At 48.6% G+C, this 25,206-nt stretch carries 18 protein-coding genes and 1 riboswitch; of the genes, 7 read left to right on the top strand and 11 right to left on the bottom strand.

Translation table 11 applies throughout. The features are described 5' to 3' along the window. Positions 1-34: 34 nt before the first annotated feature. Both BWI97_RS18625 and proC read left to right on the top strand, forming a co-directional pair. The gene (locus BWI97_RS18625; RefSeq protein WP_102202306.1) at positions 35-388 is read left to right on the top strand and encodes a four helix bundle protein; all 354 of its coding nucleotides are present in this window, start codon (positions 35-37) and stop codon (positions 386-388) included. A 29-nt stretch (positions 389-417) separates the two neighbouring features. Further along, positions 418-1,218, top strand: a complete 801-nt coding sequence (proC, locus tag BWI97_RS18620; RefSeq protein WP_094814760.1) for a pyrroline-5-carboxylate reductase — start codon at positions 418-420, stop codon at positions 1,216-1,218. A gap of 59 nt (positions 1,219-1,277) precedes the next feature. On the opposite strand, the gene BWI97_RS18615 is transcribed toward proC, so the two are convergent. Continuing rightward, positions 1,278-2,321 carry a hypothetical protein gene (locus BWI97_RS18615; RefSeq protein ID WP_102202305.1) on the bottom strand — a complete coding sequence of 348 codons (1,044 nt, stop codon included), beginning with the start codon at positions 2,319-2,321 and terminating at the stop codon, positions 1,278-1,280. Between the two features lie 14 nt (positions 2,322-2,335). Then, on the bottom strand, positions 2,336-2,956 hold the full coding sequence (locus BWI97_RS18610; RefSeq protein ID WP_233207906.1) for an RNA polymerase sigma factor: 621 nt from the start codon (positions 2,954-2,956) through the stop codon (positions 2,336-2,338). A gap of 271 nt (positions 2,957-3,227) precedes the next feature. On the opposite strand from BWI97_RS18610, the gene BWI97_RS28945 reads away from it, so the two are divergent. Continuing rightward, entirely contained in the window at positions 3,228-3,356 is a 129-nt protein-coding gene (locus BWI97_RS28945) for a hypothetical protein (protein WP_255403118.1), read from the top strand. A 156-nt stretch (positions 3,357-3,512) separates the two neighbouring features. After that, the gene (locus BWI97_RS18605; RefSeq protein WP_158242791.1) at positions 3,513-5,399 is read left to right on the top strand and encodes a mucoidy inhibitor MuiA family protein; all 1,887 of its coding nucleotides are present in this window, start codon (positions 3,513-3,515) and stop codon (positions 5,397-5,399) included. Positions 5,400-5,570: 171 nt separating this feature from the next. Here the strand turns inward: BWI97_RS18605 and BWI97_RS18600 are convergent, their stop codons facing one another. Both BWI97_RS18600 and BWI97_RS18595 read right to left on the bottom strand, forming a co-directional pair. Beyond that, positions 5,571-6,992, bottom strand: coding sequence for a SusD/RagB family nutrient-binding outer membrane lipoprotein (locus BWI97_RS18600; protein WP_102202324.1), 1,422 nt, complete (start codon positions 6,990-6,992; stop codon positions 5,571-5,573). Positions 6,993-7,005: 13 nt separating this feature from the next. Continuing rightward, positions 7,006-10,119, bottom strand: coding sequence for a SusC/RagA family TonB-linked outer membrane protein (locus BWI97_RS18595; RefSeq protein ID WP_102202302.1), 3,114 nt, complete (start codon positions 10,117-10,119; stop codon positions 7,006-7,008). A gap of 308 nt (positions 10,120-10,427) precedes the next feature. On the opposite strand from BWI97_RS18595, the gene bla reads away from it, so the two are divergent. Beyond that, on the top strand, positions 10,428-11,474 hold the full coding sequence (gene bla, locus BWI97_RS18590) for a class A beta-lactamase (protein WP_102202323.1): 1,047 nt from the start codon (positions 10,428-10,430) through the stop codon (positions 11,472-11,474). Positions 11,475-11,477: 3 nt separating this feature from the next. Here the strand turns inward: bla and BWI97_RS18585 are convergent, their stop codons facing one another. Continuing rightward, the gene (locus BWI97_RS18585; protein WP_158242790.1) at positions 11,478-12,653 is read right to left on the bottom strand and encodes an acyltransferase; all 1,176 of its coding nucleotides are present in this window, start codon (positions 12,651-12,653) and stop codon (positions 11,478-11,480) included. Positions 12,654-12,917: 264 nt separating this feature from the next. On the opposite strand from BWI97_RS18585, the gene BWI97_RS18580 reads away from it, so the two are divergent. Continuing rightward, complete coding sequence (locus tag BWI97_RS18580; protein WP_094814748.1) at positions 12,918-13,190, top strand: hypothetical protein; 273 nt, start codon at positions 12,918-12,920, stop codon at positions 13,188-13,190. Positions 13,191-13,270: 80 nt separating this feature from the next. Here the strand turns inward: BWI97_RS18580 and BWI97_RS18575 are convergent, their stop codons facing one another. From BWI97_RS18575 to BWI97_RS18550, 6 genes are all read right to left on the bottom strand, one after another. Then, positions 13,271-15,682, bottom strand: a complete 2,412-nt coding sequence (locus tag BWI97_RS18575; RefSeq protein WP_158242789.1) for a TonB-dependent receptor — start codon at positions 15,680-15,682, stop codon at positions 13,271-13,273. A 189-nt stretch (positions 15,683-15,871) separates the two neighbouring features. Continuing rightward, positions 15,872-17,581: a GMC oxidoreductase gene (locus BWI97_RS18570; protein WP_102202299.1), complete on the bottom strand. Its 1,710-nt coding sequence runs from the start codon at positions 17,579-17,581 to the stop codon at positions 15,872-15,874. An 86-nt stretch (positions 17,582-17,667) separates the two neighbouring features. After that, the gene (locus BWI97_RS18565; protein WP_094814742.1) at positions 17,668-18,240 is read right to left on the bottom strand and encodes a gluconate 2-dehydrogenase subunit 3 family protein; all 573 of its coding nucleotides are present in this window, start codon (positions 18,238-18,240) and stop codon (positions 17,668-17,670) included. 1,399 nt (positions 18,241-19,639) lie between these two features. Then, a complete protein-coding gene (locus BWI97_RS18560) occupies positions 19,640-20,257 on the bottom strand; it encodes an acyloxyacyl hydrolase (RefSeq protein ID WP_094814740.1) in 618 nt (205 codons plus the stop codon). Positions 20,258-20,852: 595 nt separating this feature from the next. Further along, entirely contained in the window at positions 20,853-22,220 is a 1,368-nt protein-coding gene (gene metX / locus BWI97_RS18555; protein WP_102202298.1) for a homoserine O-acetyltransferase, read from the bottom strand. An 81-nt stretch (positions 22,221-22,301) separates the two neighbouring features. Then, positions 22,302-23,606 (bottom strand): O-acetylhomoserine aminocarboxypropyltransferase/cysteine synthase family protein, encoded by a 1,305-nt coding sequence (locus tag BWI97_RS18550; protein ID WP_102202297.1) that lies wholly within the window; start codon positions 23,604-23,606, stop codon positions 22,302-22,304. 205 nt (positions 23,607-23,811) lie between these two features. After that, positions 23,812-23,924: riboswitch (SAM riboswitch) on the bottom strand. A gap of 205 nt (positions 23,925-24,129) precedes the next feature. On the opposite strand from BWI97_RS18550, the gene BWI97_RS18545 reads away from it, so the two are divergent. Continuing rightward, positions 24,130-24,762 carry a NeuD/PglB/VioB family sugar acetyltransferase gene (locus BWI97_RS18545; protein ID WP_102202322.1) on the top strand — a complete coding sequence of 211 codons (633 nt, stop codon included), beginning with the start codon at positions 24,130-24,132 and terminating at the stop codon, positions 24,760-24,762. Positions 24,763-25,206: the final 444 nt, after the last annotated feature.

The following is a 25,206-nucleotide window of genomic DNA, read 5'->3' as shown; positions in this document are numbered from 1 at the left end:
GAGTATATTTACTCAAATTTAGCCTGCTTCTTGTATGAAAGAGAAAGTCGCTAACCAAAAATCTTATGCTTTTGCTCTGCGTATCATCAAACTGTATTCTTTTCTCAGGGACGAGCAGAAAGAATACGTCCTTTCAAAACAGGTACTGAGAAGTGGTACGGCCATTGGTGCTCTTATTCGCGAAGCTGAACAGGCTGAAAGTAGACCCGATTTTATTCATAAGCTGGCAATTGCTAATAAGGAGGCTAGTGAGACGCATTACTGGCTTTCCTTGCTCAGGGATAGTAAATTACTGGAAGATCGCTTGGCAAATTCCTTTTTAATGGATTGCGAAGAGATTCAAAAGCTTCTCATTGCCAGTATCAAAACCTCCAAAATGAAACGATAACGTCTTTCATCTATCATCTTTCCTCTGTTATGAAGCTTGCCATTATTGGGTGTGGGAATATGGGAATGGCTTTTGCCAAATCCTTTATTCAGTACGATCTGGTTCAAAAAGAAAACCTGTTTCTGATCGAGAAATCGGCCGAACGCGGCGAGGCACTCCGGGCCGAGCGGACGGGGGTCGTTGTGGATACCATCGGACCGCGAATCAGTGAAGCCGATTTGATTATTCTGGCGGTAAAACCCCAGGATTTTGCGGGCGTACACGCGGAACTGAAACCCGTTATTCGGTATAATCAGGTGGTTCTGAGTATCATGGCAGGCGTATCCATTCAGAAAATTCAGACCGTGCTGGATCACCCGCTGGTGGTACGGGCCATGCCCAATACCCCGGCCATGTTGGGAATGGGAATGACAGCTTTTGCGGCGGCGAAAGAAGTCGATATTCAAAATTTACGCCGGGTCGAAAACCTCATCAACGCCACGGGACGTTCAGTATTTCTGGAGGACGAAAGTCTGCTGGATGCCGTGACCGCCGTCAGTGGCTCCGGACCCGCGTACTTTTTCTATCTGGTAAAGGCGATGATTGAAGCCGGAAAGCAAATGGGTTTCCCCGAAAGTCTTTCGGCACAACTCGTCAAACAAACCATGTTAGGGTCATATCATTTAATTCAGACGGCCGATAAAAGTCTTGATGAGCTGATCAAAGCTGTAGCCTCCAAGGGCGGTACGACCGAAGCGGCCCTGAAAACCTTCGAAGAGAATCACCTGGCCGAATCGCTGATTGCGGGTTTACACGCCGCTCAGAAACGCTCCACAGAACTATCGAAGTAAGAGAAATTACGAACCATACATCCCTGTTCTCATTTCACCAGAACAGGGATTTTTTATGCTCAAAGGGAAAGGTTCAGCGTGAAAGCTACTGAGCCCTGAGCCGTGAAGGCCGCTTGCCAGCGAGGCCCTTGCTGTAACCAGAGCAGCACTTCCCGGCGGGAAACCCGACCCGGATTCTGCAGGAATCGTACGCGGCTAATCGAACCATTTTTCCGGAAATTAATTTCCAGTAGAGCTCCCTGCAGGCGTTGCTGGCTCTTTTCGAGCAGATACGCTTGCACCGCTTCCATACCGCCCTGGGGCTGCGGCGGTACGGTAGGAACTTCGGTTACTACAACCGAATCACGCGTCCGGGCGGCGTAATCAGCTTCGGTTTCCAGTTCCAGTTCGCCTGTACTATCGGAACGCTTGAGGCGGGATACGGAACCTGTTTCTACGGAAGCCGCCGGTTTTTTACGACGCATCATCAGCGAGGGTTGCCGGGACGTACCGTCCAGTTTGGTAGAACCCAGGGCAACGCTATGCTCTTTTGAGCTAGCGGCCAAGGAATCAACCTGGGCAGGCAGCGGCTCTCGCAGCATACGCGTGGCCATCATCGGAGCTTCAACCGCGAGCGGGGATAAATGGATAGCCGTATCCACCGACATTTCCTGCACCTGAGCGGGTACGTCGATTTTCTTGCGGGCCGACGGAGTGGGAGCCTCCATAGCCTGTAAGGCAGGGGCTGGCTGCTCGACCGCCGTATCCGCAGGGGCTGCTGGCAGAGTGGGCGAAGGTTGAGTCGCTACGCTTATCGCTGGTGGCGTTTGGGGAATGCTCGTTAGCAGTACGTAGGCCGTAGCAAGTACGCCAACCAGACTCGCCGCAACGGCGATTCTTCGTCCGTAAACGATAGAGAGAGGCCGGGGCGAAGTAATACGGGACGAGAGTTTTTGCGATAAATCAGTGGGTACGGGTGAAGGCAGGGTCTGAAATCCCTCCAAAGCATCCGCCACAAACGGATCTTCCAGAGCGGCCCGCTCGACGGCGTGCTGCTCGGCATCCGATGCCTGACCCGCCACGTAACGGCGGAGCAATTCTGCGGTGATTTGGGGTGCTGCCATGCTTGATTTAGGTACTAGGAAAATCGCTCTACCTGGGCTTCCATGCAAAGCTTGAGATTCCGCCGCCCGTTCTGTAAATAACTCTTCACCTGATTGAGTTCGTAACCCGTTTCCTCGACAATCTGTCGGTAACTTTTTTCCTGTAAAAAAAACAGCGATACCGTTTGTTGCTGTTCGCGATTGAGTTTTTTCAGACAATCGTCCAGCTCCTGCAAGGGCAACGGTTCTTCGGGGGCTTCTTCTACTAGATGCAAACGGTCTTCCGATTCCATACGTTCGGCGTCAACAAATTCTTTGCGGCTTCGCAATTGCATCAGACAGTAGTTCTTGGCTACGCTGTGCAGCCAGCTTTTCCAGTTACTAATCTCGTGCGTACGGGCTTTGTTTACCAGTTCTTCAAACACCTGCATAACGGCATCTTTGGCGGCGTCTTCGCTGGAAAGGTACTTGTAACAAACGGCGTACAGCATTTCCATGTGCGGTTCGTACAACTGCCCCAAAATCCGCAAATCACCCGTTTGCCGATACTGCTCAAGCAGTTCGGTTTCACTGGGGACGGCATCGGATTTGCGGAATAGTTTCAGAAACACAGTCAATAGGGCGTTGGTAGCCGCTGGCAAGATAGTAGGTAACAAAGGTTAATCCTCTGACGAATGCTTAATTTCCCGGAAGTAAGGTGTATACGTATACTCTATCTTTACAAGCATTGCCCATGGGTTGAACCTTATTTACACACCTTTTGTAAACACGCTTTACTTACGGCGGGCCTGCTGGCTGCCGCTCTTTCTTCGTAGGCTCAGGTGGGTATTGGTACTTCTTCTCCCAGGCTTTTTCATGTTGCCCCGGTAAAACTGTTCTGTTTGGTGTAGATAGTGCAGGATTGCAATCAAAGCACTCATCGAAGAGGTGAATCAGCTGAAAGCTGAAAATGCGAAACTTCGGGCGACCAACGAGAATCTTCGGAAAGAAACCGCTTCCCTGCAATCGGATATGGATTGGGTGAAAAGACAGCTTCGTGGTTATGCGAAGCAATAGGTGAAACGTTTTTAGTTTTCACAGGAAAAGCCCACTGACTAGCTGTCAGTGGGCTTTTCCTGTGATCGCCTGAAAATTAAAAAGAAAAAAAAATCAGTAGTCGTATGGAATTGAAGTTAAGCCTGCATCCAGAGGATGAATCTTAACCCTTTCCTTATGAAGCGGTATCTGCTTTTCTTACTCTTTAGCTCAGCCGTAGCCTGGGCGGAATCCACACCCGTACCTCTAACGTCCAAACTCGAAAAAGTAACGGTTTTCCTGAACGGAGCCCAGATTCAGCGAACGGCTCAAACCTCCTTGCCCGCCGGGCGAACGGAACTGTATTTCAAAGAGCTCTCGTCCAAAATTGACAAACAAAGTATTCAGCTCAGTGGAGAAGGGAACTTTACGGTTCTGTCCGTACAGGCTCAGCAGAGTTATGCCGAAGAGGGCTCGTCGCGGCTTGAGAAAACGCGGCAGTTCGAGAAACGTCGGGCTGAGATCGAAGCCAAAATCCAACTGGAACAAAAGCTGCTTCAGGTCTATAAGCAGGAAGAAAGTCTTTTACTGAAAAATCAGGAACTGGGTGGGAAAGTACAAACCCTCAAAGCCAGTGAGATTAAAGAAGCGGCGGATTTCCAGCGAACCCGCCTGACGGAAGTGCTGACCAAACAACTGGATCTGGAGCGAAAAATCAGCCAGTATGAGGAGGAGATCAAAGCTCTGAACAGTGAACGCACCCGAATAAACACGAATACGGATCAGCAGGTGGGGGAGGTATGGATTACTGTTTCCAGCACTCAGCCTATCCCAAAGGCTCAGTTTACGCTGACCTACTTTGTGGCTGATGCCGGCTGGATTCCCAGTTATGATGCTCGGGTTAATGACCTGACCAAACCACTGCAAATGGGATACAAAGCTCAGGTGTTTCAGTACACGGGCGAAAACTGGAATCAGGTACAGCTAAGCCTTTCCAACGCAGACCCCCGACAACGGGCAACGCAATCCATGCTACGACCCTGGGTGACGGGGCAAACGAACTATTACCCCGAACAGGATACACCCATCAGTCAAACGTACAATCCTACGGTTACCCAGGTTTCTGGTAAGGTAACAGACGTGTCGGGAATAGCCCTTGCCAATGCTTCCGTGACGTTATCGGGCACGAGTCTGGGCACGCTGACGGATGAGAATGGCTTATATCGCCTGAGCATTCCACCGAAACTACCTCAAAATGCGACCCAACTTGTCTTTGCTGGGATTGGCTTTCGATCCCAACGAAAACCCTTCTTCTCGGAAATACTGGATGTGCAACTGGAAGCAGACCAACAGGCTTTAAATGAAGTAGTAGCCATAGGATACGGCACGCCACGTAAACAGGATATAGTCGGAGCCGTAGCTACTGTGAAGGGAAAAGTAGCGGGTGTACCCCTGGAGCTGAATGAAAAAGAGGCACCCACCAGTTTCACCTACGACATTAAAATGCCCTATACCATTCCATCGGATGGAAAAGTATACGCCGTAGAAGTGAAACAGGTCGAATTACCGGCTCTGTACGAATACAGTGCCGTACCCAAACTCAATTCGGATGTATTCCTGACCGCTCAGATTCCCAACTGGGAGCAATACGGTTTGTTAAACGGCGATATTCAGTTGTTCCTGGAGGGCAATTACGTAGGGAAATCGACGCTGAATCTGGAACATACGGGCGATACGCTTCGCTTGTCACTCGGACGCGACAAAGCTGTGCAGGTACAGCGAATCAAGAAGAAGGAATTCACAAAGAAATCCTTCCTGGGCAGTACACAGTCCGAAGAACGCCGCTACGAAATCAGCGTACGCAATACCCGTCGCCAACCTATCTCGCTGGTGGTATACGATCAGTTTCCCATTTCGAAAATGAAAGAGATTGAAATCCTCGATCGTCAGGCCAGCGGAGCCGAAGTGAATCACGAGACGGGTATTTTCCACTGGCGATGGAATCTGAAACCCGGCGAAGCCCAAAGTGCACCGTTTTCGTATACCATTCGATCGCCTAAGGCAACGGCTTCCCTGTTGGAGTAAGGCCTGGTCGTAAAGCCCCCGTTCTCTTCAAAACATCAGAAAAAAAGTAGCGTTTCTCAGGAGCGGCAAAGAAGGACTCGCGAAAGCCCGTGACTGCAAAAAGCATACAATTCAGCCATGAAAAAGGCGACCTCGTAAAGTCGCCTTTTCTGGAAAACGTAGTTCGTTGGCTTATTTATCCCACCAAAGCGGCGTAGACAAAGGTACTTCCGTTGGAACGTTGGAAGTATTTTTGGCCTGTTCACCGTTGGGGTACGCTACCCGGCGAATGAACGTAGGCAGAGCTGCATTCAGGGGCAGGGTAAAGTTTTTGTATTTGTAATCGGATCGGCGGGCGTCATTCCAGGCTTCGGGATTGAGGTACGTGACCACGTACTTTTCTTTGAAAATCAGATCGAGCGTTAGATTTTGAGCTCCCACGGCTACGGTAGCGTTCGACAGATACGTCTGGCTGGCGGCTGAAGCCACGCCTAGTTTGTCCATGTTGGCCTGAATACCCGCCAGGTACGCCGCGTAGGCCCGGGTTTTATCCCCACTCCGGAAGGCCGCTTCGGCTTCAATGAATTTGAGTTCGGCGAAGGTCGCGATCAGCAGGGGCGAAGCATCACCCGTCAGGGGCGAATTCAGCGTAATGTAGCTTTCATCCTTGATTGTGTTGGCAGCTCCAATGTTTCCCTGTCCGTTGATAGTACCCTTATAGACGCCGTTTACCGTTTTATCCGTAATCTTCTCTACGCGGGGATCGAACAAACCGTACGTCGTACCATTCAACTGATCGACGAGTTGCTCCGACAACCAGCCGTCGAGCAGCAAGTTTGCGTTATCACGGGCTACCTGAGCCCAGGGGTTACGGAGCTGAAAGCTGGCCATCTGAGCATCATCGGCGTTCGACGTATACGACTTTTCCACCGCAGCCAATACATCAGCGGGCTTATAGGCACTCGTTTTAGAGACTTTAGTCAGCAGGCGAGCTTTGAGGGCGTAGGCCGTTTTAATCCAGGCGGCCGTATTGCCTTTGTGAATAAGATCGTTGGCCGCGGCCAGTTTTACGCGGGAATCGGTTTTACTCAGTTCCGCAATCCCTTCATTGACCAGACTTAGGGCGGAAGCATAAAGATCTTCCGCTTTGTCGTACTTCGGCGTAAGCGTAGTACCGGCGAACGCGTTCGAGAAGGGAGCATCCCCAAAAAGATCATGAATCAGAGTAAGGTGATAGGAAAGCATCACATCGGCGGCCCCTACGTATTCCGATGCCCCCTGTTCCTGAGCCAGTCGCTTGAGATCACTCAAATCGGCCATACCAAAATAGACCGCATCCCAGGTGCTGGTGTAATCGGTTACCTGATACGTGTCCGTGGGACTGGCCGTACTGGGACTGGCCAGGTACTGCACGAAATACGACGTAAGCCCACCCACCCGCTGGGAGTTCAGGCCCGTTTTCTGCGTCGTGGTCGAAAGCAGGGAGGCCAGCGGCGGATTGGAAATGAGGTTGGGGTTATTATTTAAATCAAAGTAATCCTTACAACCCGCGAGCGTTGTCAGGCCCAGGGTGGTGAGAGCTAAAAGGGTATATCGTTTCAACGTGTTTTTCATGTCCATCAAATCATTAAAAACCTACATTCAGAGAAAACAGGAAACTACGCACGGCTGGATAGCTAAAGCCTGAAAAGCCGTCTACGTTGCTACCGCTGTTGGTGGTTGAAGCCTCGGGGTCAAAACCCGTGTACTTGGTCCACAGCCACAGGTTATTGCCCGTTACGCTGAGGCGGGCGTTCTTCACGATGGACGATTTAATCCAGGAAGAAGGAATGGAATACGATAAACTCGCCGAACGCAGACGTACCCAGGAAGCATCCTCGATGAACAACTCTGAAACACCTCGGTGGACGTTCCGGTAGAAGCCATTTCCGTAGTTAACGCCATCCGGACCAACGCCCTGACCGAGCCAGACGGCCTTGGTGTTGGGTGTTCCGTTGGCCAGTACGCCTTCAAACACCTTGGTATCGTTGCGGTTTTCGGTGTATTTGGCGATTCCAAATGCCGAGAAGAAGTTACCCATTTGGTTGTACCGATCCTGACCGACGCGAGCATCGAACAAAGCCGTAAACGTGAAATTGCCGTAACGCAACGTGTTGTTCAAACCGCCCAGCCATTTGGGCTGCGTATTGCCCAGAAGCTTCTGAGCCGTACCAATCACCGGGAAACCATTGGCTCCGATCACAATGGGTCGATCCCGATCCAGTACCGCTGGTTGTTCTTCTCCGGTGTTGGGGTAGTACCGTTGGTAGGCTCTTCCGTAGAGGTTACCGTAGGCCAGACCGGGAACAAGTTTCATCGTTACGGTTGAGTTCGCGTACCCGAATTCGGAAGCGTAACTGATCTCAGTCAAATCCTGCCGAATGCTTTCAATCTTGTTCCGGTTGGCCGAGAAATTCAGGTTGATGTCCCAGTTGAACTTGCTGGTCTTGATCGGCGTAGCCCGTAAAATCAATTCAACGCCCCGATTCCGCATTTCTCCGGAGTTAATAGCCGCCCGTACATAACCCGTACCGGAGGAGACATTCACCTGAATAATCTGATCTTTACTCAGCGAGTTATAATACGTGAAATCCAGTCCCAGGCGGTTATTGAGGAAGCCCAGTTCCAGACCCGCTTCATAGGTATCCGTAAATTCCGGACGCAGGTTTGGGTTGCCCAGCAGAGCCCCGCGGGTAAAGCCCGTCAAGCCCGAAGGCAGGTTTTGGTACGACGAATAACCCGTAGCGGTCGAATACGGAGCGGCGTCTTTCCCAATCTGAGCGTACGAGGCCCGGAGTTTACCCATGCTCAGTACCTCCGGCAGGTTAAAGTGTTGGGAAAATACGTAACCCAGGCTGGCCGAAGGATAGAAAAACGAGTTGTTAGGCGATTGCAGGGAAGACGTCATGTCATTCCGGCCCGTAAGGGTTAAGAACAGATAATCCTTATAGTCGAATGTCAATTCACCGAAAAGACCCATTAAGCGGTAGTCTTCGGCCGATTGTACCGGAACGATGGTTTTGGCATTCCGCAAATCAAAGTAATCGTAAACGGTCAGTTCGCGGCCTTCGGCTCCAAAGCTGCGAATGCGACGGTCGTACAGATCGTGTCCTAAACGGAGCGTCGTATTCAGATCCCCAAATTTGTGGGTAGCACTGGCCGCAAACGTAGACGTAATGGCCCGGAAATTGGTATGGTACTGATAGACAAAGCCCAGCCCGTTATCTCCGGAAATGTATTCACCCGCAATGCCTTTGGGTCCCGGAGCCGTTTGCAGCCGGTCTTCCGAATAGGTATCCAGACCAGCCCGGTAGGTAAACGTCAACCAGGAAAGGGGAGCATACGTGAAATTTACCCCGCCAATGAGACGATTGACGTTGTCCCGGAATTTATTCGTCATCGCGTTGTACATCGGGTTGGCGTTATCACCGGAGTAGGCCTTCATGGTTCCGTCGGGCGTCAGATAGTCGCGTACGTCGTAGCGGGGTGACCAGTAACTCAAGGTTTCGTTGTACCGACCGGCATTGTAGCGGTCACCACCGGAGTTGATGAAATTCAGGTTCACACCCGTCGTAAACTTATCGCTGAATTTGATATTACTATTCAATCGCAGCGAAAGCTTTTCGTAATTGGTGAAGGGAATAACGCCCTGCTGATTCAGGTGCGAGATCGAGGAGAGGAAGTTGATTTTATCCGTACCTCCCGAAAATGAAAGGTTATTCTGAAACTGTTGACCCGTACGGTATGCATCCTTAAAGTGATTGTACAGCTTGGCCGGGTGCGTCGGATCAATTTTCCGGGCTTCCTCAACCGTCGGTCCCCAGGAAGGCCAGAAGCTGTTCGGATCGTACTGACCCTGCCAGCCAATGGTGTACTTATCCTGTACGTCTGGGTATTTGTTTACATTTTCAAAACCGTACGTACCGCTGTAGTTGGCCCGTAGGGCTCCGGCTTTGCCTGATTTCGTCGTAATGACGACCACACCGTTCGCTCCGCGTAAACCGTAGAGAGCCGTAGCCGCTCCCCCTTTCAGGATGTTGATCGTTTCAATGTCCTCGGGGTTGATGTCGGCGGCCCGGTTGCTCATGCCACGACCCGCGGCATCATTGCCCAGGGTAGAAGTGGAGTTGTCCAGCAGAACCCCATCAATCACGAACAAGGGTTGATTATCACGACTGACGTCAATGGAGTTAATCCCGCGAATCAAAATACGAGCCCCCTGACCGGGTGCACCGCCCGTACTCGAAATGGTAACCCCGGCCACTTTTCCCTGCAGGGCATTTACCAGGTTAGGCTGGTGGTTCTGTACGAGTTCCTCCGAACCGACACCCTGAGCAGCGTAGCCCAACGCCTTCTTATCCCGGCTGATTCCCAAAGCGGTGACAACAACTTCATTAAATTGCTTGTTGTCGGCCTTCAACGTCACATCTACGGTACTACGGCCGGTGGCGTCAACTTCCTGATTTACATAACCGATGTAACTGAAAACCAGCACCGTACGCCCAGAGGTAAGGTTAATGCTGTATTCTCCGTTCGCGTTCGTAACCGTACCACTGGAGGTACCTTTCAGGGAAACGTTAACACCGGGGAGCGGCGTATTATCTCCCTCTACAGTAACTTTTCCACGAATTTGCTGAGCCAGAGCCAGCGAACCCGAAAACAGGAAAAGCGTAAAAATGGAAAGTAGTAAGCGTTTCTGCATAAATGGTTTAATTGGTTAAAAAGCAGAGCTAAAGATCCAGCGGTGGCGGGTTGAGAGGTAGCAGCGTTCACAAATGAGCGTTGGGCCGGTACGATCCGCTTCCATCCTTGATCGGCTTCATGGAATGAAGATAAAGCAGTGAAATGTTTGAAATGAACATTATTCTGAGAAAAGCATCAAAGTAAAAATATTATTTTGACATTTGGGAAAGATGTACGTAAACTATTCAAGTGATTTTATTTTATGTAGGAAAAATGCTAGGTTCGACGTTTAATCATAAACTGACACTCGTTCAGGCGTTCGTTCCTATGAAAATGATCTTTTCCGGCTTTCCATCCCTAAGGCTTATCTGTAGTTTCATTCTTTTGCCGCTACTGGTTTCGGCACAATCTTCGTTAAAAACGACCGACCTCGCCACGCAGCGTTTACAACAGGAACTCGAACGTATGGCGAAGCTGGCCAAAGGCAAAGTAGGGGTCTGTGCCCTGCACCTGGAAAGTGGACGGGAAATTCGAATGAACGCGAAAGATCGTTTTCCGATGGCGAGTACAATGAAAGTGGCGGTAGCCGTAGAGTTACTCCGCAAGATCGAAACAGGAGAACTTTCGTACCTGACCATGACCGAGCTACAGCCTTCGGATCTGCATCCGGGCAGTGGTACGCTCGAAACGCTGTTTGCCAAGCCGGGCGTTCAGCTTTCGCTTCAGAACTTGATGGAACTGATGATGGTCATCAGTGATAACTCGGCCACGGATATACTCATTCGCCTGGCGGGTGGAACCCGGACGGTACAAAATCGGCTCAAGGCTTTAGGGATCGAAGGCATGTCCGTAGATCGGAACATCATTCAGCTCATTGCCGATTGGGAAGGCGTAACCTTACCCGATACGAGTCAGTGGAAAAATCCTGGTTTCTACACCCGTCTGGAAGATCAATTAACACCGGAAATACGTAAAACGGCCCAGGCTACCTTCGACAAAGATCCCCGGGATACGTCTACGCCGGAAGCGATGGTTCAGTTACTCACGCAGATTTATCAGGCCAGGGCGGTATCCGTTGCCAGTCGGGATACGCTGCTGGCGATCATGGAACGTTGCCGGGGCGGGCAGGGTCGTTTAAAAGGCTATTTGCCCCCCGAAACGGTGGTGGCTCATAAGACAGGTACCATGGGTGCATCGGCTACCGATGATGTTGGAATCATTACGTTGCCGGGTGATGCTGGCCACATTGCTATTGCGGTATTTGTCGGAGCTTCGCAGGCTCCATCCGAGCTGCGGGAGCAAACCATTGCCCAGATCAGTCGGAGTGTGTACGACTACTTTCTGTATCAGCCCTCCGTGCCAAAGTCAAACTAAGGTTTATTCTTCTACGGACTCGTACGTTTTCTGCGGTTTTGGAACGCGGACGGGTTTTCGTAGAAAGCTGAGGCGTTGGCCCAGGGTAACGGAGTTTTTCTCCACCACCAGATAAAGGCTGTACGAAAGGAACGTAATGAAAGCAAAGGCAACACTGGCATTCACAAATTTGAACCAGGGCCAGTGGCGGGCCATACCCAGCAAATCAATGGAGCTGTAAATCGTACCCAGAATTGGCTGGTGAATCAGGTAAATGCTGTAGCTGCACACGCCAATCAGGCTGAGGATTTTATAGGAAGGTGCCGTAAAATTCAGACGACTCACCAGCAGGTAATCCAGCAGCATGGCAAACAGAATGGCCGAACCGATGTATTGGAAAAAGACGTAAAACGTGGGGAAAAACTTGGTACTCAGGAAAACCAGAAACAAAGCGGCCAGGATCGGAGCAGATACGCGAAACGTACGTCTGCCGTAGTAATAGTTTTCGGCTACCAGTGCTCCCAACGCCCACATAATCCAGAAATGACCCACGAAAGTGATCTCACTAAACTTGAATCGCAGGTGATAAAAGCAGTAGGAAATCACGACGAGGTGAACCAGTAGCAAGCCCAGACAGACTTTAGATAACGAGTACCGCTTGCGAAGGACCAGCAGAAGCGGATACAAGGCGTATAGCTGCATCTCCAGGGCCAAACTCCAGAAAGAACCGTTGAAGCCAAAAAGAATATCGGCATCATCAAACAGGTTATGAATGAGGAACAGGTGAGTGATAAAGGAAAGCTGTCCGCGTTCTTCACGTAAAACGTACTGCGTGAGCTGCTGATTTTGAAAGGCGAAGAAGAGGAGTACCAACAAATACGTCGGGTAAATCCGCCAGAACCGCCTAAGCATAAACTGCCTGTAGTTAAGGGGTTCCTGTTTTCCCAGAAACGAATAGTGAATGAGAAACCCACTGATGATTAAAAACAGTTGCACGCCCAGATTACCGTAGGCCAGGGGTGAAAAAGTAGCGTATAGATTAGAGAGTGTAGCTTGCTGGAACGAAAGCACCGGACCATTAGTGGCGGTTAATGCCTGCGGGAAATAAGCCTGATGCCAATGATAGCCAAATACAAAAATAATCGCGATACCCCGTAATACGTCGAAAAGGGCAAGTTGCCGGGAGACTTCTTTACGCATGTATAAAATACTTCTGTTCACCAGGGCGGCCTGTGAGGTGAGATGAAATAAATTAAGTGAAAAGACAACAAGGGTAGGGTTTTCGAAGATAAAACCTTGAACGGACTTTACTGAACGAAGCCGCATTTATTTTTAAGAATGGCAGGAAACCTTCCGACGATAGATTGTCTTTTATTAACAAATTGCTCAGTAATACTTAATCCACTACGACTTGCCCGCTTGGTGTAAAAGAGTAACTTTGTAATCTTTCACCTCTATACTGCTATGATTGCTGCCGCCCTTGTGTTTCTCGTAGTAGCCCTATACGCAGGCCTACTACTTAGCATTCGACTCCGTACCGCTCATGAGTGGGTTTGTCCCAAGTGTAACCGCACGGCCCATCTGGAACGTCTGGGTCGTCCGGAGTGGATGAAGAAATTAGCCGGATTTCTACCGCTTAAATATATACGTTGCCGCTTTTGTCAGCATACTTTCTTTCTGCCATTGGATATAAACAATCCACTTTCGAACGAAATGCTGGAAAAAGGAAACTACTAAAGCTGAGCTCGTTGCTGCTTTTAGCATGTATAAAAAAACTCCCCGAAATTGCTTCCGGGGAGTGAATATGTATGGAATTCCTAGAACTTGTAACCAAGGTTCAGTCGGAAATTCCGGGGGAATTCGTAGATGTACGTGTAGTAACCGGTTCGGGGGTTAGCCGGGGCACTTCCCGACGTATACATGCGTCTGTCAGCCAGGTTGTTCACCAGTAACGAAACGTTAATCTTTCGGGCCTGGTACGAAACGCCAGCATCGAGACGGAAGAAGTCCGGGAAGTTGGAGTCCTTCAAACCGGCTCCGGCAAAACGCTCACCCTGGTATTGATACCCTCCGGAGAAGCCTAGTCCCCGCAGGGCCGAACGCTCACTTTTGATGCGGTAGGTTAACCAGCCGTTGGTAATATGTCTGGCTGTTCCGGCCAGGTAGGTACCTTTGCGATTGTTGACGGGATTAGCCGTTTCATCTTTCGTTACTTTCGGATCGGTATAGGCGTAGTTCAGGGTAGCATTCAGGCCCGGAACAATTTCGCCCGTCAGGTCAAACTCTACGCCTTTCGACAGAATCTGGCCCAGTTGTACCTGCCAGTTCTGCGGGTTGTTGATACCGAAACGGGGGTCAGGGGTCAGGACGTTGTTTTTGGTAATCTGATAAATGGTGAAGGTAGAATTCCACTTTCCACCAAACCAGTCTTTCTTGATACCAAATTCCGTGTTGGTGCCATATACGGGTTTGAAGACGTTTCCATCGAAATCGGCCCCGGCCTGGGGCAGATAGCTTTGGTCGTACAGACCATAGATGCTCATCTCGCGATTTACGGAATAGCTAAAGCCAAAACGCGGCGTTACCACGTTATCCTTGATGTCAGTGGCTTTCGTTTTACCTACCGTCCGGGACTGCGTATACCGGGCAGCTACGGTCAGGCGTAGTTTGTCGTTGAACAAATGAACTTCGTCCTGTAAGTAAATACCCGAATAGGTCAGGTTCGTTGCGTATACGTTAGAACCCGAACGTTCCCGGATGCTATGCGAACGGTCGAACTGCGGAATGTTCGCCAACGGAATACCGTACGTAGGATTATAGATGTTAAACGGAGCATTACCAGCCAGTTGCAGGTCACCCAGCGTCGTACTGCTGAAATCACCCCAGGTTTTCAGGTTACCCATGTCAATGCCACCCAGAATGCGGTGCAATACGGAGCCGGTTCGCTCTTCGCCCTGTAAGGTAAGTTGACCCGTTTTGTTAATCGCCAGCTCGTCACCGATGTTATAGTTCCGACGCATATTGCCCAGACTGTCGATGGACGTTACCCATACCGTACCGCCACCACCGAGGGAATAATTGAAGTACGCAATCTGAGCATTCAGCTTCCAGCGGTCGTTGATTCGGTGGGAGAAGTACAGGAATACGTTGTGATCTCTGATGATTCGGGGATTGAGAGCCGGATCACCCAGAAAGAATTCCGGACCTACTTCACCAAAACCTTTTTTCGAGAAAGTATAATTACCCAAAGCCAGGGCCTCTACGTGCTGGTGGGTATACTCGGCCGTAATAACGGTGTTGGAATCAATCTGGTAGCTGACGACCGGTGCAATGACATAGCGGTCATTGTAGTTGAATTTGTTGTAAGTATCCCGCGTCTGGTAAGCCGTATTGAATCGATACAGCAGTTTTCCGTTTTTGGAAAGTTTGCCATCGAGGTCAATGGCGGCTCGTACGGTGTTGTAACTACCCGTGGTGAAGGAGACGGAGCTTTGGTTCGTGCCCGTTGGTTTTTTCGTTACTACGTTGTACATCCCGCCCGGTTCGCCGTTGGCCATCATAAAACCGGCGGGGCCTTTCACAAACTCAATGCGTTCCACCGTCGACATATCGTCGGCCAGTGGACCCCAGGGCATTTTTACGTTCATGCCATTACGAAACGCCGGAATGGACGTACCCCGCATCGAAATATTGGCATACTGATTATCCCAGTGGCCGGAACGGATCGCTCCGCTGACGTTACGCGTCACGCCATCAACCATATCAAATACCTGCTGATCGGCCAGCAATTCTTTCGTGATGACTTTGATATTTTGCGGAACTTCCAGTAACGGCGTTTGTAAACGTAGCGAAGGCGAAACCTTGTCCGCCTTGAAACGATTACGACTGGCGGCTACGACGACTTCCCGTAATTGAGCCAAGTCTTCGATGAGGGAGAAATCAACGATGATACTAGATTTAGGCTCTACATCGATGGTTTTGTCCTGCGTTTTCAAGCCAACTGCCGATACGACAAGGACGTGTGTGCCGGAGCTTACTTTGTTGATTCGGTATTCGCCAAATTCGTCGGTCAGGGAGCCGTGCGTGGTGCCCTGAATGCCTACCGAAACCCCTTCGGCAGGTTTACCATCTTTGGTCGTGATGCGTCCACGGATTGAACCCGTGTGCTGTGCATAAAGCTGAGGAATAGTAAGGAGGGAAAAAAGAAAGAGGAGTCGAAATGCTCTCATAATTTGGAATTTTTCTAAATAGCCCGCAAAACAAAGCATGCTCTCAGTAATTCCCAAACTATTTTAAATTAGATTAATTAAAACGAGATTAAAAATAATTCGCTGGTTAAACCTTTCAAGAGGTGGACAACAAAAAAGCGTGGAAGGATCACTTCCACGCTTTTTCAATTGTATCTATGCTATGTAAGTTTACAAATTCTTCTTTTTGAGTTCTTTCACAGCGAAGTCAACGGCACGGGCGGTAAAGGCCATGTACGTCAGCGAGGGATTTTGGCACCCCGCTGAAGCCATGAAAGCACCGTCGGTAACGAATACGTTTTTGGCATCCCAGACCTGGTTATTACCGTTCAGTACGCTCGTTTTGGGATCGCGTCCCATGCGGGCGGTACCCATTTCGTGAATAGCCATACCGAGATAAGAGCCGTTATCAAACGTACGGACATTCTTCACGCCCGCTGCTTCAAGCATTTCGGCAGCATCGTTCATCATGTCCTTCCGCATTTTCTTTTCGTTTTCGCGTAAGTCTGCGTCGAAAACAACCGTGGGCAGACCCCATTTGTCCTTTTTGTCTTTATCCAGGAACATCCGGTTTTCGTAGGCAGGCAGTGTCTCACCGAAGCCACCGAGGTTCATACTCCAGGGACCGGGTTTCGTAGCCTTTTCTTTCAGCTCTGCTCCAAAGCCCATTTCGGCAACGAGGCCATTCCAGCCCTGACGGCTACCACCGCCCTGATAACCGAAACCGCGAACGTAATCACGTTTGTCGTTGCCCACATTCCGGTAGCGGGGAATGTAGATACCATTTGCCCGGCGACCGAAGTAATATTTATCGTCCAGACCTTCCACGATACCACTGGCTCCCGTACGGAAGTGGTGGTCCATGAGGTTGTGACCTAACTGACCCGAATCGTTACCAAAACCATTGGGGAAACGGTCAGACGTAGAATTCAGTAACAAAGCAGTCGTACCGATGGCTCCACCGCAGACGAAGATCACTTTGGCGAAAAACTCCATCACTTCGTTGGTTTCTGAATCAACGATCCGAACGCCTTTGGCTTTTTTAGCCGCTGGGTCATAAATGATTTCAGAAGCAATACTGTTGGGGCGGATCGTCAGTCGCTTGGTAGCCATAGCCGCAGGGATGGTCGCCGAAGGGCTGCTGAAATAGCCGCCGTACGGACAGCCCAGGGAACACAGGTTCCGGTACTGACAGGGACCGCGACCTACTTTCTGCTGGGCGGGACCGGCCTGGGTGAGGTTGGCTACCCGACCAATCGTCATCACCCGGTTGGGGAATTTACCTTCAATACCTTTTTTAACAGCCTGCTCCGCACAGTTCATTTGCATGGGCGGCAGAAACTCGCCGTCGGGCAATTGAGGTAGACCATCTTTACTACCCGATACGCCCACGAATTTCTCCACGTAGCTGTACCAAGGTGCAATTTCAGCGTAGCGAACGGGCCAATCCGTACCGATTCCTTCTTTCAGGTTTGCTTCAAAGTCCAGATCCGACAGGCGGTAGCTCTGACGACCCCACATGATGGATTTACCACCAACAATGTTAGGACGGTACCAGTCGAAACGCTTGAGCTCGCTGTACGGAGCATCCGAATCGTTAAACCAGTAAGTTTTGTTTGCTTCACCGTAGGGATAATCGCGGCTGAGGAAGGGGTGACTTGCCCGCTCTTCGTTCGTAATTCGACCCCGGTGGGTCAATTCCCAGGGTTTCTTTAATGCATTTTCGTAATCGGTTACGTGTTCGAATTTACGACCACGCTCAAGCACCAGCGTTTTCAGGCCTTTTTCGGTCAACTCCTTGGCAGCCCAGCCGCCGGAGATTCCCGAACCTACCACGATGGCATCATACGTATTTTGTTCGTTTGCTCGAAGAATATTCATTTCCTTAAGGGTTCAATGTTTGATGGTTAGCAGACCTATGGAAGGCCCGATAACAAAAGGGGTGTACAAACCTCCAGGGTAATCAACTACGTAGCCCAGGTTTTTTGTCCGGGTTTCAAAGGCGTACAACCTTCGTAACGACCCGGTACATATTCATAACTGAGGGCCTGCGTAGCTCCGATTTCCGAAGTGAAGTAGCCAAACATGCTCAACTCCTTAATCGTAAACCAGAAGGGAGCCTCTTTGACACCTGCTTTGCGGTCAGCGTAGGCATTGGCTTCTTCGAGCTTCAGAATATTGGTTTTCTGCTCCAGAGAGGCATCCTTAAACGATTTTCCGTATACAGCTTTGGTTTCGCGGTCTACGCGAGCCAGGCCATTTTGCAGGCGTTCCTGGTATTCCTTGGGGTAACAATCGGAAACCAGTACGTTCAGGAAAGGGCCTACTCCGGCAGCCTTGGCTCCGGGTGAGTCTGCTGTCGTTGGAATAATCACGTCAGCAATTTCAGCGATGAGATCTTCGGTAGGCTGGTCAAACACCAGTTTAGCGGATGTCGTGGGAAGGGCCCGGCGACCCTCTACGATGTCGGCCAATGCTGGCGTTACCAGCAGACCTCCCATCATAACCCCTACCATTTGTAGTGCTTCTCTGCGTTTCATGCGGAAAGTAAGAGTGTTAAGTACGTAAAACGTTAGGTCATTCAGAACCCAATAGCAAGAGGCTGAATAAGCATGGAAAATTACAAAATTAACATTGATAGACAAAATTCAATCGCTGAAATGTCCTATTGTCGGGGTTAAATTTTCTTAAACGAGGAAGCTCTCCAGAGCTTAGGGTTGAGTGAAGACGGCTTGTGGCCTGAAAATGAGCCAGCCAGCAGCTGAAGCGTTCATTCTTGTAAATATTTTGCTTCCGGTGGGTGAAGCATTCGGTGGAAAGTTGATGAAAAAACACTCAGGTATTTCTACGTTAATGCTAAGCATATGAGAAGTACCTAAGTAAAGAGAGCAAAAGCGGACTGTACAGGGAAGACCATAAAAAAACACTCGCTGTCCGCCAACAGCGAGTGTTCAAGGCACCTTGGGCACTTACTCTCCGTATACGTTAAGAGCAATTGAAGGTACGTACATAAATTGTGAATGTCAATGATGGCCATAAGTCAACAGGTGGCCTTGGCAAGCATGGATTCGCTGATAAAACCTTGGGTCTTGAAAAGCAGAGCTATTTAAAACAGAAAGTTTAGGAGATAAGTGAAGGTTCCGCAAGGAATTTTCTAGTAAAAGAGCAGATAAGTGATAAAAAATGCATGTAGAGTATAAAAGAGAATCGTTGTAAAGAATCCAGAAAGAACAAGACGACCCCTAAATATAGGGGGTATTAATTGGCTATAATTAGGGTGCATTTTTGCATGAATAACCATTGATATAGTTTTAGATGATACCATTACAGGGGGAGGAAGCCTACGTAGCATTCCATGAGTAAATCAATCAACTGATGCTAAACAAGGTTTGAATAGGTACTTGGCTTGACGGTTTTGTTAAACCAAGTGTGAGCTTTGGAAAAAGTAGATAGAAGCCAATGGCTTATTAAACGACTAAGGTAGAGGGAAATAAAACGAAATGATAAATTACATAAATTGAGTAATAATCTTCATTTTAAGTTAATGGTAGGATATTATAATATTTTTTGGTAAACAGCTTTGAGGTGAAAAGATACTAATAACGCTACGGCTGGAGACTCGACTTGATTTCAACCAGGCGTGTAAATACCGCAAGATTCAAAAGAGTATTTAATTGTATTATTAAAATATTTTATAATATAAATAAGTGTAATAACATATATACGTAAATGCTCTGTTCGTCTACAAATACTGAAAATTTTCTCATTGATATTTGGCAATAAGGCTCTAACGTATATAACTTGGCGGTCAGTAAAATTCTTCGCTCATTCTTGTTATTTTAATCTTGGCGGGTTAAAAAACACTTAAACGGATAAAGCCTAATCAGTCTCTGATTAGGCTTTTTTATTGTTGGTTTTAAAAATGAAAATCCAAATTTATTATTCAGATTCAGGATTCATTAAAATATCCAATTTTAAACCAACGAAAATATTATCAATGCCGTAGTTAGGCATAACTAAACCAGCGTTGGAAAGGTGTCGAATGCCCATTCTCACTTCAGCGTTAAAGTTTCTGGTAATGGGGTAATGAAAACCGAACCGAATATTATTGCAAAAGATAAAACCTGAGGCTTGTCTTACGGGTGTATCATCGATAAAATGAGGTCCGGAACTACCCGAAATGGTAATGTATGTTCGGGTCGAAGATTCGTCTAAATAGGCGTGGAAGACCACGCCTGCGTTAATGCCAGCTTCCCAGGTATCTTGGTACTGTTCAACTTTCCAGTCACGATACGTAGCCCAGTTGAACTGAGGTTGGATGAGAAGATTAACGGCTATATTGTTTTTCACGATACTGCTGATCGGCTTTTCGTAGTTCAGTTCAAACAGTGTAGCGTGGTAATCGTAATCCTGATCAAGCTTGTAGCCGCTTTTGAGGCTTCGTTCAATGGTCAGGCCCACATACTTGTGTGTATTGGTAAGAGGCTGATTTTGCCCCATAGCGGAGCCGGCCCAGACGAAAGCTGGGCAGAGTAAACTGCGTAGAAGTGTTTTCATAAAAGTTCATACTGTGAATTGGCGGAAAACCAGTACGTAGGTTACAAGGCATAACCTGGATCAAATGGGATTAAGGAATTACGGGGCTATGCGTCCATTAACGATAGCCTTACGTTTGGTTTGAATAGTTTTGAATGAGAATAAGGATTGACGTTTGCAGCTATACGCCTGATAAGACTGATTAACTAGCCAAGCCAATGACTGCACCTCTGATGGCGTTTAAAAACTTGTACCAAAGGTGATTTTTGGTAAGAAATGCGGCACGCAATGGGAAAAAAGAAAAAACTTACTTTTATTTAAACATCCGTTGAGCTTTTAAGGTTTAGCATGTATTGATTTGACAAAGTAAGACCAGAAACTGATTTGATAGAAGTCTTTAGCGTATCACTTTAGCTTAACCGTCGATTACTTTTGTTTTTAACGTTATAACTCATACCGCCAAATGATTTATTACGTATTCTTTTTTTGAATACTAAGCGGCCCATGAGTGGTTGATAGACCATCCTACCGCCAAGGACAGGTTTATACACTCCCGGTTATCCTCTGGATGCCGGGTTTTGTGTTTTAGAAGGAAACAAGAAACCTTGATCTGTTATTACAGGGTCTTTAACGGAAACGCGGGTGGCAGCGTTTGACTCCGGCCATCGCTAAGATAGATGCGATGCGTTTTTTCATCAAAATTCTTGATGTTTCGCATGTTGGCCAGAATGTGCGGTAGCTCCGGACTTAAATCACTGAAGTCATAGCTATCCTGTAAAGCCTGACTTACCTTATCTAATATCGTATCGGACTCGATGCGATGACCGCTAATTAAATGGATTGTATAGGGTTTGGCTAGGAACGAAATATTGTCCACGGCAATGTACTCGCGAACGCCCTTGCGAACATCCACTCGTACCCGATCGCGTACAATGAGTTCGTCTTCTTCTTCGGCGGAGCCCAGCTGATTGGATAGTTCCCACGTACGAATCGTCTTCGTCATGAGTTCATTTTCTACCAGAAATCCATCATGTCCATACAGCGAGTCAATCTCGGTGAGTTCAGCATTGGGAATATAACGGGCCAGGAATCGCTGTTCTTCTACCGGGAAAAGTACATCCGACTGAATACCAATAATTAAGGTCTGAGCTTTAATCTGGTTGAGAGCGGTCATGGCTCCATCCCGATTCCTGCCAACGTCATGTGAATCCATCATACGCGAGAGTGTATAATAGGAAAAGGCATTGAAACGACTGCCAATCTTCTCCCCCTGATACCGTTGATACGAACTTGCCCGGTAATGTTCAAGGGCGGATTCTTCCCGAGCCTGAGTGAATTCATACATAACCGCACTGCGGTAACTGAGTAATGCGGTTGCCCGGGCCGCTTTCATTCCGGCGGTACCCGCGTCAGGACGGCGTTCCTGCCACGTCTGGTCGGCTTCAATGGCCATCCGCTGGGATTCGTTAAAGGCAATACCCCAGGGCGACATCCGAGCATTGGTAGCAATTAAAATTAGCTGCTCAAAAAGATCAGGCTTTTGAATGGCCCATTCCAGAGCCTGCTGACCTCCCAGCGAACCGCCAACGAGCATACGGATCTGCTGGAGGTTCAGGTGTTCCCGTAACAGGTCCAGACTCTTGACCACATCACGAATGGTAATCAATGGAAAATCCTGATAATAGGGTTCCTGCGTGAGCGGATCGATCGAGAGGGCCGACGTAGAACCGTACGCTGAACCCGGCACATTGGCACAAACGATAAAGTACTGACGCGTATCCAAAAGTTTTCCTTCTCCCACCAGACCGCTCCACCAATCCGTTACATCTGAATTGCCCGTTAAGGCATGGCAAATCCACACCACATTACTAGCAGTAGCATTCAGGGTTCCAAACGTATGATAGGCCAGCTCAATCTCTGGCAGCACCCGCCCACATTCCAGTGCAAACTCCTGCGGGTAATGAAATTTTTGTAACGCAGACAACTCAGTAAACTCGTTTAAAAGACTCGTATGTATGCTTTAGATTTGGGAGTACAGTCATACGGCTGCACTCCCGAAGTACTATTACAGATTCAGGGCAGCCCCGAAAGCCTGTTCAAAGTCAGCTTTGATATCTTCGATGTGCTCATATCCCAGCGAAACGCGTAGTAAGCCGGGGGCTACGCCCGCACTGGTTTGTTCCGCTTCCGAAAGCTGCGAATGCGTAGTCGTGGCCGGATGAATAATGAGCGTTTTCGCATCGCCTACGTTGGCCAGGTGACTCACCAGTTTCAAACCGTTGACTACCCGGTCGGCGGCTTCTTTGCCCGCCCGTAGTTTGAATGTCAGTACGCCGCCAAAACCCCGATTCAGGTATTTCTTGGCCAGCTCATGGTAAGGACTGCTCGGTAATCCGGGATAATTGACGTATTCGACGGCTGAATGTCCCTGTAACCACTGAGCCAGGGCCAGAGCATTTTCGTTCGTACGTTCAACGCGTAACGACAGCGTCTCCAGTCCCTGTAATAAAAGGAAGCTGTTGAAGGGAGCTTGCGACGGACCCCAGTCCCGAAGCCCTTCTACCCGGGCCCGAATGATAAACTGAATGTTGCCGAAAGGACCGCTAAAGCCAAAGACGTCATTCAACACCAGTCCATGATAGCTTGGCGAGGGTTGTGTAAACTGCGGATACTTTCCATTACTCCAGTTGTAGGTTCCGCCATCTACAATAACACCACCCATAGTCGTACCGTGTCCACCAATCCATTTGGTTGCCGAACTAACCACAATGTGAGCCCCATGTTTGAGTGGCTGAGCTATCGCTCCACCGGCTCCGAAGGTATTATCTACGATCAGAGGTAGGTCGTATTTTTGAGCCAGGGCCGCGAAGGCATCAAAATCAGGAACGTTGAAGCCGGGATTACCAATGGTTTCCAGGTACAAGAACTTGGTTTTCTCGTCAATGAGGCGTTCAAACGATTCTACCTTATCGCCCTCGGCAAAACGGGCCTCGACACCGATATTCTTGAAGGAGTTCTTGAACTGATTATAACTTCCTCCATATAAATAGGAAGTAGTAACAAAGTTGTCTCCTACGGTTGTGATATTATTGATGGCAATAAACTGAGCGGCGTGGCCCGATGCTACTGACAAAGCGGCTACGCCTCCTTCCAGAGCGGCAATGCGTTTTTCGAACACATCGTGCGTTGGATTCATGATCCGCGTATAAATGTTTCCGAATTCCTGAAGGCCAAAAAGCCGGGCTCCGTGGGCCGAATCATTGAACTGGTACGCGGTGGTCTGATAAATAGGGACGGCTCGTGCATTAGTAGCCGGATCAATCTGTTGCCCCGCATGTAGCTGGAGCGTTTCAAAACGTAATTCAGACATGTTGTTGCAGAATTAATGCGTTAAAAGAAAATAGGCTTCAAGGTAAGTGTGGGAAAGCAGAGAGCTGCTTTCCAGAATGCAACCAACAACAAGAACAGAGGCCACCTGCGGAGGTGGTATAAAAAGACGCGAAACGTAGGGATAAAAGTGGGGGCAGAGCTGCCGCCCCAAAAGAAGGGGTAGTCCGTAGCATGAATCGTGTTTATCCTTATCTCTCCCGGAAGACCTTCTTCAGGGCAGGAATTAGCACCTTGTTCCCAGTTGGAATAGGTTGCCAGCGGTTCATAGAGCCCGTCTCTCCCCGCTTCTCGATAAGCCAACGCGTAGTACGGCTGACTTTTCATTCGCAAACTTACTAAGGAATGTGGAATGTCACTGGTAGCCTGGGCATTTTTTTACCAGGAGTCTTTTGAAGAAGTGGGAAGAGTACCCTTTCCGGGTCGGGTGTATGCAGATCGAACGCGGATGAACTATTTTTGTCCGAAACAAGCTTACACGATACGGATCATTGTTGCATACGAAGATGGAAAACCCCGTTATTATTTTTGGAGCAAAGGCTCTCGGCAAAACGGCCCTGGATATTTTTAACCGAAATGAAGTGCTCGTTTACGGTTTTCTGGATGACGATGAAAACATCCACGGCACCGAAATTGGCGATATTTCCGTAGTTGGTGCCACGGACAATGAAGGATTCACCAAGCTGATTGGCCACAAGTGCGAAGTCTTTGTGGCTGTGGAAGATCGTACCGAGCGAAAGAGCCTCGTGGATTTTCTACATGAAGTACGGAACGTTCAACCCGTAAATGCGGTACACCCTTCTGCAACTATCTCGGAAGAAGCTCACGTCGGACACGGCAACCTGATTGCCGCCGGAGTAATCCTGCAACCTTTTTCCAAAGTAAATAATCACTGTCTGCTTCACGCCGGAGCCATCATCGACACGGAAGCCGAGCTGGCTGACTTTGTGCAGGTGGGAGCGGGTAGCGTAGTAGGAGCCGGAGCGAAAGTGGGTGAAAGTACGTTTATAGGAGCAGGTGTAACGATCGTTGGAGGAGTGGAGATTGGCAAAAATGCCCGGATCGGTGCGGGTTCAGTCGTCATCGAGAGTATTCCGGCCGGAGCAACCGTCTTCGGAAACCCCGCCAAGAAAATGTAGAGATGCCTTACTTTTAAAGCATAAAACCCTCTTGTTCGTAGAATGAGAGGGTTTTTTATGGTGTATCCAACGAAATTAACCTGTCTGGTTTAAGAGGGCATCCAGTCTTTCACATCGCTTCATTAACGAAAACGTATAGTCTTACTAAAATCCTGCCTATTTATTAAACATTCTTGAATTATTTGAAGAAAATAAATAAATATAAGATTTACCAAAAATACGGATTGAGTAGTATTAATCTGATTATCAATAATTTAAAGAATGGTACTTAGCTAATCCTTGTTTACCAATACTAAATCTGGTATGATGTTTTTTGTCTTTTTTTTGCCTGAATTGACTAATTATTGTGTAAAGTTTATTTGAACTTAAAACAGACCTTTTTTTCTAAAAATACATTTTAAAACATCCAAGCTTTTTAATCTACGTAGTTTTAATAGACAGGTC

The organism is Siphonobacter sp. BAB-5405 (assembly GCF_002872335.1).
In the GTDB taxonomy this organism is placed as follows: Bacteria; Bacteroidota; Bacteroidia; order Cytophagales; family Spirosomataceae; genus Siphonobacter.
Note: the sequence above shows the minus strand (reverse complement) of the source record. Positions and strands in the feature narration are given on the sequence as shown.

Coding starts and splice junctions, on each gene's coding strand:
- BWI97_RS18625 (WP_102202306.1), top strand. CDS start 35: ATGAAAGAGAAAGTCGCTAACCAAAAATCTTATGCTTTTGCTCTGCGT.
- proC (WP_094814760.1), top strand. CDS start 418: ATGAAGCTTGCCATTATTGGGTGTGGGAATATGGGAATGGCTTTTGCC.
- BWI97_RS18615 (WP_102202305.1), bottom strand. CDS start 2,321: ATGGCAGCACCCCAAATCACCGCAGAATTGCTCCGCCGTTACGTGGCG.
- BWI97_RS18605 (WP_158242791.1), top strand. CDS start 3,513: ATGAAGCGGTATCTGCTTTTCTTACTCTTTAGCTCAGCCGTAGCCTGG.
- BWI97_RS18600 (WP_102202324.1), bottom strand. CDS start 6,992: ATGAAAAACACGTTGAAACGATATACCCTTTTAGCTCTCACCACCCTG.
- BWI97_RS18595 (WP_102202302.1), bottom strand. CDS start 10,119: ATGCAGAAACGCTTACTACTTTCCATTTTTACGCTTTTCCTGTTTTCG.
- bla (WP_102202323.1), top strand. CDS start 10,428: ATGAAAATGATCTTTTCCGGCTTTCCATCCCTAAGGCTTATCTGTAGT.
- BWI97_RS18585 (WP_158242790.1), bottom strand. CDS start 12,653: ATGCGTAAAGAAGTCTCCCGGCAACTTGCCCTTTTCGACGTATTACGG.
- BWI97_RS18580 (WP_094814748.1), top strand. CDS start 12,918: ATGATTGCTGCCGCCCTTGTGTTTCTCGTAGTAGCCCTATACGCAGGC.
- BWI97_RS18575 (WP_158242789.1), bottom strand. CDS start 15,682: ATGAGAGCATTTCGACTCCTCTTTCTTTTTTCCCTCCTTACTATTCCT.
- BWI97_RS18570 (WP_102202299.1), bottom strand. CDS start 17,581: ATGAATATTCTTCGAGCAAACGAACAAAATACGTATGATGCCATCGTG.
- BWI97_RS18565 (WP_094814742.1), bottom strand. CDS start 18,240: ATGAAACGCAGAGAAGCACTACAAATGGTAGGGGTTATGATGGGAGGT.
- BWI97_RS18560 (WP_094814740.1), bottom strand. CDS start 20,257: ATGAAAACACTTCTACGCAGTTTACTCTGCCCAGCTTTCGTCTGGGCC.
- BWI97_RS18550 (WP_102202297.1), bottom strand. CDS start 23,606: ATGTCTGAATTACGTTTTGAAACGCTCCAGCTACATGCGGGGCAACAG.
- BWI97_RS18545 (WP_102202322.1), top strand. CDS start 24,130: ATGGAAAACCCCGTTATTATTTTTGGAGCAAAGGCTCTCGGCAAAACG.